Here is a 9135-nt window from a genome sequence, read left to right on the forward strand (position 1 = left end):
CGTGGGGCCGAAGGCTCCCCACCCGTCTTTCCCACGACGGGATCTTCCTTCGTAGGGGCCCCAAAGAAACCACTCCACCCCATCGAGCAGACCCCACGAGAGCCCTGAACCACGCAAGCCCCCACAACCAGCCGGCCTCAAGCAGCGAACGCGGCCAGAAGCGCGCGCACATGCGCCCCCTCCGGCACCCCCAGCCGCTCGAACACCGGCAACGCTGCCCGCCAGTCCGCCACCGCCCCCATCCGGTCCCCGGAAGCCTGCCGGACCAGCGCCCGCACGTGCCGGGCCCGCGCCTCCGCCAGCCGCTGCCCGGTCCGCCCGGCGATCGCCATCCCCTGCTCGATCTGGTCGGCCGCTGACTCGGCGTCCCCGCTGTCCAGGTAGGCGTGCGCGAGGTCGGTGAGCGCCCGCGCCTCCAGCAGCCGCATGCCGGTGTCCCGCATCAACGCCAACGCCCCGGTCCCGTGGTCGATGGCGGCCCGAGGGTCGCCGGTGCGCCGGTAAAGCGCGCACATCCCGGTCAGGATCGACGCTTCCCCGTACCCGAACCGGATCTCCCTGGCCAGGCCGAGAGCGCGCGCGTAGTGCATGGCCGCCGACGACCACTCTCCCGTGCGCTGCTGGATCGTCGCGAGGATGTCCAGGCCGCTCACCTCGTGCCTGCGTTCGCCGAGTTGCCTGCCCGCCTCCATCGCCTGGCGGACCTGGGCCGCCGCGGCCGCGTAGTCGCCCGCGTCGCAGCCGGTTTCGGCGAGGCAGATGAGCATGCTGACCTCGCCGTGGCGGTAGCCGTAGCGGCGGCAGATGGCCAGCGCCTCGCGGTAGCGCTGGGCGGCGCGCGGCAGGTCGCCCATAGCCCACAGGGCCAGGCCGAGGCCCTGGCAGGCGGCGGCTTGGACGTGCCGGTGGCCGATGCGGGTGCTCAGCTCCAAGGCGTTGGTGTGCCGGTCGATGGCGTCCTGCGGCCTGCCCAGGGACAGCGCGGCTCCGCCCAGGTAGTGCAGCGCCGCCGCCTCGCCGAAGCGGTTGCCGATCATGCGGTTCAGCGCCAGCGCCTGCTCGTAGAACGCCGACGCCTGCGCGGGCTGGCCGAGTTGGGAGTGGGCGCGGCCGAGGTTGTGCAGGGCGGACGCCTCGACGATGCGGTTGCCGGTGCCCTGGGCCAGCTCCAGCGCCCACCGGTGGTGCTCGATGGCGGTGACGTAGTCGCTGAGGTTGGTGTGGATCGCGCCGAGCAGGTCGCGCACCGACGCCTCGGCGTCGACGTCGTCGGCTCCCCTGGCCGCGGCGAGGGCGGCCTGGCCGACGGCGATGCCTTCCGGGCCGTGGCCGCGGTTCCAGAAGTACGGGCGCAGCGCCTCGGCGAAGCGCCACGAGTAGCGGTGCAGGCCGAGGCCGGGGGCGGCGACAGCGGCGGCGACCAGGTTGGCCCGCTCGGCGTCGAGCCAGGCGATGGCCCGGTCTTCCGCGCCCGGCTCGGGGGCCGCGGCGCCGACCCGCCACAGGACGGCGCTGTGCGTCTCGATCTCGCGCAGGTAGTGGTCGAACAAGGCGACGACTGCGGCGACCCGGTCGGCTTCGGTGTCCTCGGCGGCGGCGCGGTCGGAGGCGTATTCGCGGAGCAGGTCGTGGAAGGTGTAGCGGCCGCGGCTGTGCTCGCGGATGAGGTTGCCGTGGTCGAGCACGCGCAGCAGCCGGGCGGCGTCGCTGGGCGGCAGGCCGCTCAGCGCGGCAGCCGCGGCGGCGTCGACGTCGGTGCCGGGCAGCGCGCCGAGCAGCCGGAACAGCCTGCGCGCGGCGGGGGTGAGCTTCTCGTAGGACAGGTCGAAGGCGGCCCGCACCGCGCCGGACTCGTCGCCCGCGACCGCGAGCCCGGCGATGCGGCCGCGTTCGCGCAGCTCGCGGGTGTAGTCGGCGATGCTGATCAGCGGCCGGATCGCCAGGTTGGCCCCGGCGATGCGCAGCGCCAGCGGCAGGTGCCCGCAGATGGCGGCCATCTCGGCGGCGGCGTCGGGCTCGCGGCGCATCCGGCCGACGCCGACGAGCCTGCCGAGCAGGTCGACGGCCTCGTCGGCGTCGAGGACGTCGAGCGGAAGCTGGTGGGCGCCGTCCTGGGCGGTGAGGCCGGTGAGCCGGTCGCGGCTGGTGACCAGCACCAGGCAGCCAGACGAGCCGGGCAGCAGCGGGCGGACCTGCTCGGCGGTGGCGGCGTTGTCCAGCAGCACCAGGACGCGTTTGCCGGTGAGCAGGGTGCGGTAGAGCCCGGCGGCCTCGTCGGTGTCGGCCGGGACGCGTTCGGGGGCGACGCCGAGCGCGTGCAGGAAGCGGACCAGCACCTCGTGGGTGGTCAGCGGGGTGCTGCCGGAGGCGTAGCCGTGCAGGTTGACGCTGAGCTGGCCGTCGGGGAACCGCTCGCGCGCGCGGTGGGCCCAGCGCAGGGCCAAGGCGGTCTTGCCGACGCCCGCGGTGCCCGACAGCGCCACGATCACCACGCCCGGGTGCCCGTCGAGCCGGTCGAGCAGCTTGTCCAGTCCCGCCAGCGGGGCGGCGCGGCCGACGAACCCGGGGGTTTCGGCGGGAAGCTGCGCGGGCGGGCGCGCGGCGATGGGCTCCGGCGCGGCGGGGGCGGCCGGGCGGTCGCGCAGCACCCGCAGGTGCGCGTCTTGGATCTCCAGGCCGGGCTCGACGCCGAGTTCCTCGTCGAGGCGGGTGCGGATGTCGGAGAACACGCGCAGCGCCTCGGCCTGCTCGCCGGTCCCGGCGAGGCCGAGCATCAGGCGGGCGTGCAGGCCCTCGTGCAGCGGCTCCTCGTGGGCGAGGCCGCGGATGTTGGCGACCACCCGCGCGTGCCTGCCCAGGACCAGCGCGAGGTCGGCGTGGGCGAGGGCGGCCTCGCGCCTGCGGGCGGCGACGGCCACCGCGGTCGGGTGCCTGCGCAGCCTGCCGGGCAGGTCGGCCAGGACCGGGCCGCGCCAGCAGGCCAGGGCCTCGTCCAGCAGGTCGGCGGCGGCGTCTGGGTCGGTGGCGCGGATCTCGCGGGCGCGGGCGGCGAGGCCGTCGAACCGCAAGAGGTCCAGCTGGTCGGCCTTGACCGTGAGCCGGTAGCCGTTCGGGGTGGACACGATGACCCCGGCGTGGCGCCTGCTGGCCGAGACCAGGGCGCGGCGCAGCCGGGACGCGTAGGTGTGGACCAGGCCGAGGCAGCTATCCGGCGGGCTTTCGCCCCACAGGACGTCGATGATCTCCTCGCGGCCCACCGGTCGGTTCGGGTGCAGCGCGAGCAGGGCCAGCAGGGACCGCTGCTTGAGGGCGCCGACTTCGAGGGCGCGCTCGCCGTGCGCGACGGTGAACGGGCCGAGGACGCTGAGCCGAAGCTGCGGGGCCCCGCTCGGCCGCGCCCGCGCCGAGCCCGGCTGGGCCAGGATCTCCGGCTCGACGCCCAGCGCCTCGGCGAGCCTGCGGACCGAGTCGGCGCGGGGCATGCCCACCTCGCCGCGCTCGATGTAGCGCAGCGCCCGGATGCTGACCCCGGAGCGCTCGGCGAGCTGCTGCTGGGTCAGCCCCACCCGCGTCCGGTGCGAGCGCAGATTCTCGCCGAACGAGCCGGGCGGGACGAGCATCGGGCCCCCTTCCCCGGCCGAGCGTGGCCGGGCGACTTGCCGCCTTCTCGGTACAGACTTGCCGGTTGTGCATCTTAATGCAAATGGCCCAATCGTAGGCCCAGGTGGGGGCGGCTTCTGCGGTATGCCGAGACCGCGGCGAGGAGTACAGGTCGGCTGCCAGTACCGGGCCGTAACGTGTGCACTCGGGGGGGGCAACGGGGGGATCGAACCGGGGGGCTCGATCGTGGCGCGGCGTCCTGGGGGTACGCCGTGCCACGCCCCCCGGTTCACCGACCGCGAGCGGTCGCCGTCCGGTCACCGGTAGCCTTTCCCGGGTGGGGGCAGGAGTGCGAGCGACCACCTTCGCCGGATGACGGCTACGTCGCGAGCAGACGCGAACCGGTCGCGTGAACGGGGCCGCATCCGACTGCGAGGCAGACTCGGCTGGCTGGCGCTGGTGGTGCTGGCCGCGGCCGGGTACGGGGTTGTCGCGTCCCGCTCTCCAGAGCCGCCCGAGCGGCCGCCCACCGGATCGGTCGCCCAGGCCGCCGCCGCGATCGACGCGCTGCTCGACCCGCGCGCGGACCGCGACCCGATCGCCGCGCTGCCCGCGGACTTCACGCAGGTCACCGGCGTCTTGCCGGACCGGGTGACGGAACCGGACGGGACCGTGCGCGGGGTGCACGCCGACGGCGGCTGCTCCACCCCGTGGGGCGACGACGACACCCGCTGGGACTACTCGACCGGGTGCAAGGCCCACGACCTGGGCTACGACCTGCTCCGCTACGCCTCGGCCAAGGGCCAGCCGTTGGGCGCGGAGCCCCGGCGCAAGCTCGACGAGCGGCTCTCCCGCGACATGCGCGCGCGGTGCGAGGCCAACCCGCGCGGGTCGGCGGGCACCTGTCGGATGGTGGCCTCGCTGTTCTCCGCGGGCCTAGTGGCCAACTCGTGGCACCAGCGCTGGGGCCCGCCGCGGCCGGAGCCGATCGGGACCTGGGCGGTGGCGCTGCTGGTGGTGGTCGTGCTGCTCGCGGTGCGGGTGCCCGCGTTCGCCCGGCGCCGCGCTGGCGTGCCCCGCGCGACGCCGCTGGCGCTGACCGAGCGGGACGGCGACCGGGCCGCCTATCTGGGTTTCCTGCGCGTGGTGAGCCTGTGCGGGGTGGTGCTGGCCGAGTCGGTGCTGGCGCTGGCGCCGCTGCTGGCCGTGCCCGCGTCCGCGCTGTGGCCGCTGACCTGGCTGCTGCAGCTGGTGCCGCTGTTCTTCTTCGCTGGCGGCAACTCGAACCTGCTCGCCTGGCAGGCCGCGCGGGCCCGGGGCGCGGGCTACGGCGGCTACCTGGCGGGCCGGGTGTGCTGGCTGATCCGGCCGGTGCTGGCGTTCGTCACCGCGTGGCTGGTGGTGCCGCTGTCGCTGGACCTGCTCGACGCCTCCGACGCGGCCGTGGACACCTTCGGCAGGCTCGTCGCCCAGCCGCTGTGGCTGCTCGGGCTGTACCTGCTGGTGGTGGGCGTGACGCCGGTCCTGCACTGGCTGCACCGGCACGCGCCGGTGGCCACGCCGGTCGCCCAGGCGGTCGCCGTCGCCGGGCTGGGGCTGTTCGGCTCGGGATCGGCCGCGGCCTACACCGGCGGGATCATGCTCGCGGCGCTGTTCGGGCAGCTGGCGTTCCACTACGCCGACGGCACGATTGACCGGCTGCCGCGCGGGCTGCTGGCTGGGGTGGCCGCCGCGGCGCTGACGTGCCTGGTGCTGCTGGCCGCGGTCGCGGGGCACTCCCGGGAGCTGATCGCCGAGCCAGCCGGGACGCCGAGTTTCGTGCCGTCCGCGCTGGGGGTGCTGCTCATCGGGCTCGCCCAGGTGTGCCTGGTGGCGCTGCCGGGCCCCGCGGGGGTGCGGGCGGTCGCCCGGGGCCGGGCGGCGCGGGCGGTGCGGTTCGTGCGGTCCGCGCCGATGACGGTCTACCTCGTCTATCTGTTGGCGATGCTGCTGCTGGCCGGGCTGATCGGGGCGGCGCGCACCGCGGGCCTGCCGACCACGGCGGTGGACTGGCTGGCCCGCCCGAGCACCCTGCTGGCGCTGTCGCTGCTCGGCGTGCCGACCGCGTTGGCGTTCCTGCTGTTCGAGTGGCGCTCGACGGTCGAGCCCGGCGCCCTCGCCGCGGACGGGCGGCGCGGCGGGCTCGACTCGGTGGCCGCCGCGCTGGGCACCGGGTACGGGGCGGCGGGGATCGTCGGGTTCGCCGTCACCGGGCTCACCGGCGGCGCCGCTGGCGTGGTGCTGCTCGGCGTGCCGCTCGACCCGATGGCCAGCATCATCCACCTGCTGCTGGGCTGGTATCTGCTGCACTCGGTGCGGATCGGGACCGCGTCGACGCCGTGGCCGTGGCTGCTGACCGCGGTGGCCTGCGTGCCGCCGATGATCACGACGGTCAGTGGGACGGCGGTCACCGCGCACGGCGCGACCATCGTGGTCGCGGTGGTCGCCGCGGTCGCCTGCGCGGTGCCCTCACGGTGGTATCCACGCAGGTCAGCGGTGCCGTCACCAGCCGGAGAGAGCCCCGGCGGCTGACCCGGGCAGGTCCGCGGTACAGATGCGTGGCAACCCGCGATCGGTCATATGCCAGGCTACGAACAACCTGAAAGCGGTCACCGGCGTCTCTATCGTGTCGGGGAGTGGTGCGCCGCCCGTGTGAACTATCCACACCCGACGGGGAGGAGCAGGCGTGGAGTACCGGCCGCCGGAGCCAGGCAGGCGCGGCGGGCAGGGCAGGCCGGGCGACCGGAACGCGCCCCGTCCCCCCCGGCCCGACCGCGACGTGCCGCGACCCCAGCGCCCCGACGCTCCCCGGCCGCCGCGCCCGGCTCGCCCCGACCGCGACGCCCCCCGGCCGAACCGCGCCGACCCCGCCCGGCTGGACCCGCGCCGCGCCGACCCCAACCGGGTCGACCCCAAGCGCCCTGACCCCAAGCGCGCCGACCCCCGCCGGGCGGACCCCCGAGCCGAATCCCGGCGTGATCCGCGCGCCGACCCCCGCCGAGCAGGCGCGGCCGCCGCGGGTCCGGCCAAGGCCGCGCGCCGGGACCGCGACGCCCCCCGCCCGCCCCGGCCCGCCCGCGCCGAGGCCCCGGCCGGGACACGCGACCCGGTCCGCCGTCCCCGGCCCGAGCGCGGCGCGGCCCGTCCCCCGGCCGCCGCGGCGGTCCCGACCGAGCGGATCGCCCCCCGCGGCAGGCCCGCCGCCCGGCCACGGCCCGCCCAAGAGGAACGCAAGGGGACCGGCCGGAAGGTCTTCGTGAGCCTGCTGTCGGCCACGATCCTGGCGACCACCGGGTACTACTGGCGCCTGGCCGACTCGTTCGCCAACGACCTCACCACCGCCGACGTCCTAGCGCCGCTGAACGAGCGCCCCGCCGACGGCGCCATCGACATCCTCATGGTCGGGATGGACAGTCGCACCGACGCGCAGGGCAACCCGCTGTCGAAGGAGCAGCTCGCGATGCTCAACGCGGGCAAGTTCGACGGCGAGGTCAACACCGACACGCTGATCATGATCAGGATCCCGAACGACGGCGGCAAAGCGGTCGGCATCTCCATCCCGCGCGACTCCTACGTGGACATCCCCGGGCAGGGCAAGCACAAAATCAACTCCGCCTACGGCAGGGCCAAGCTGGACGCGCGCGCCCGGCTGCAGAAAGAAGGCGTGAACGACGAGCGCAAGCTCGAAGTGGAGTCCAACAAGGAGGGCGCCAAGAGCCTGGTCGCCACCGTCAGCAAGCTCACCGGCGCCTCCATCGACCACTACGCCGAGGTCAACCTGCTCGGCTTCTTCGACATCACCAACGCCATCGGCGGCATCGACGTCTGCCTGAACAAGGCGGTCAAGGACAGCTACTCCGGGGCGAACTTCCCCGCCGGACCGCAGAACCTGCAGGGCGCGGCCGCGCTGGCGTTCGTCCGGCAGCGGCACGGGCTGACCAATGGCGACATCGACCGCATCGTGCGCCAGCAGGTGTTCATGAGCGCGATGGCCAAGAAGGTGTTCTCCCAGGACGTGCTCACCCCCGGGTCCTCGACGCTGGGCAAGCTCCAGGAGGCGATCAAGAAGTCGGTCGTGCTGGACGACAAGTGGGACATCATGCAGTTCGCCCAGCAGATGATGAACGTGACCGGCGGCAACATCGTCTTCAAGACCATCCCGCACGGCACCATCGACCTCGACACCCCCAGCGACGGCAAGGCCGTGCAGATCGACCCGCAGCAGGTCCGCTCGTTCATGCAGGGCCTGCTCGGCGGCGCCGCGCCGGCCCCCGCCCCGTCCTCGGGAACCAGCACCCCGCCGGAGTCGGAAGCGCCCGCGGGCAAGCCGACGGTGACCGTCCTCAACGCCTCCGGCCGCACCGGCCTGGCCGCCGAAGTCGCCGACTCCCTGACCGCGCAAGGCTTCAAAACCGGCGAGACCGGCAACGCGACGACCCGCGCCAAGTCCGTCGTCCGCTACGCCACCGGCGAGAAGTCCAGCGCGGACTCAGTCGTCAAAGCCCTCGGCGACGACATCACCATCGAACCCGACACCAAACTCACCAAGGGCACCGTCACCGTCCTACTCGGCAAGGACTTCACCACAACCAGCCAGGGCGACCGTCTCACCGGCACACCGGCACTGGACCTAGGCGCGCCCGCCCGCGCCCAGCAACCCGGCCCCGTGTGCGTGAACTGACCCCGAAGTCCCACCGATCTGCCCGGGTTCAGCCCGCAACGTCACCCTATCGGAGCAATTCGGCACCAACTCGCGTAAGAGCAAGCGGGTTAGTCGCTTCCTCCTGTGTGGGCACTGGCCAGCGGCCGAGTTGCCGGTCGAGAGGGGCGAGCGTGCAGATCGATGTGTCGAACTACCAGCGGATCCTCGGAGACGAGATCCGACGGTTGCGCAAACAGCGGGGGTGGACTCGCAAAGAGTTGAACGGCAGGCTGCAGAGCGACATCTCGCTGCAGACCCTGGCAACGTACGAGTTGGGAACCCGGCAGTGCTCTGTCGTCCGGTTCGTGGAAATCTGCATCGCCCTCGACGCGCTGCCCCACGACCTCATGGCACGAGTGCACGACCGGGCGTTCGCGGGCACCTCGATCGGCCGAGTGCGGGTCAACCTGCACCGGGCCGTGCGGGACCCGAGACCGGAACTGCTGCCACTACGGCGATGGGCGGCGGAGCGACTGTTGGAACACGACCCTCAGCAGGGGGCGGCGGATGTCCATTTGGACATCTCGGCGCTCGAACAGCTAGCGGCGCTGTGCGGGATGGACACGATCGACTTGATCAGCCGGTTGCGTGAGTTGGCTGGGTCTGAGCTGGACTGAGGGCTTCTGGCCCGTCGCTGGGCGCGGCGGGCCTTGCTCTGTGGTCGGTTGCTTGCTGGGTTCCGTTGGGTGCGGGTTGCGGGGGTTGCGGGGGTTGCTCGATGGGGTGGAGTGGTTTCTTTGGGGCCCCTACGAAGGAAGATCCCGTCGTGGGAAAGACGGGTGGGGAGCCTTCGG

General features: G+C 73.8%; 4 protein-coding genes. 3 read left to right on the forward strand and 1 reads right to left on the reverse strand.

Annotated elements, in window-relative coordinates:
- Nucleotides 1-137: 137 nt before the first annotated feature.
- On the reverse strand, nucleotides 138-3620 hold the full coding sequence (locus ACZ6SD_RS32535; RefSeq protein WP_465320866.1) for a tetratricopeptide repeat protein: 3483 nt from the start codon (nucleotides 3618-3620) through the stop codon (nucleotides 138-140).
- 352 nt (nucleotides 3621-3972) lie between these two features.
- Here ACZ6SD_RS32535 and ACZ6SD_RS32540 point away from each other — a divergent pair, with 352 nt between their 5' ends.
- The 3 genes from ACZ6SD_RS32540 (at nucleotide 3973) to ACZ6SD_RS32550 (ending at nucleotide 8958) form a co-directional block, all read left to right on the forward strand.
- On the forward strand, nucleotides 3973-6171 hold the full coding sequence (locus ACZ6SD_RS32540; protein ID WP_465320867.1) for a phospholipase A2: 2199 nt from the start codon (nucleotides 3973-3975) through the stop codon (nucleotides 6169-6171).
- A 154-nt stretch (nucleotides 6172-6325) separates the two neighbouring features.
- A complete protein-coding gene (locus tag ACZ6SD_RS32545) occupies nucleotides 6326-8320 on the forward strand; it encodes an LCP family protein (protein WP_465320868.1) in 1995 nt (664 codons plus the stop codon).
- 152 nt (nucleotides 8321-8472) lie between these two features.
- Nucleotides 8473-8958, forward strand: coding sequence for a helix-turn-helix domain-containing protein (locus tag ACZ6SD_RS32550; RefSeq protein ID WP_465320869.1), 486 nt, complete (start codon nucleotides 8473-8475; stop codon nucleotides 8956-8958).
- The last annotated feature ends 177 nt before the right edge of the window (nucleotides 8959-9135 follow it).

The organism is Actinokineospora sp. NPDC051303, from assembly GCF_055586285.1.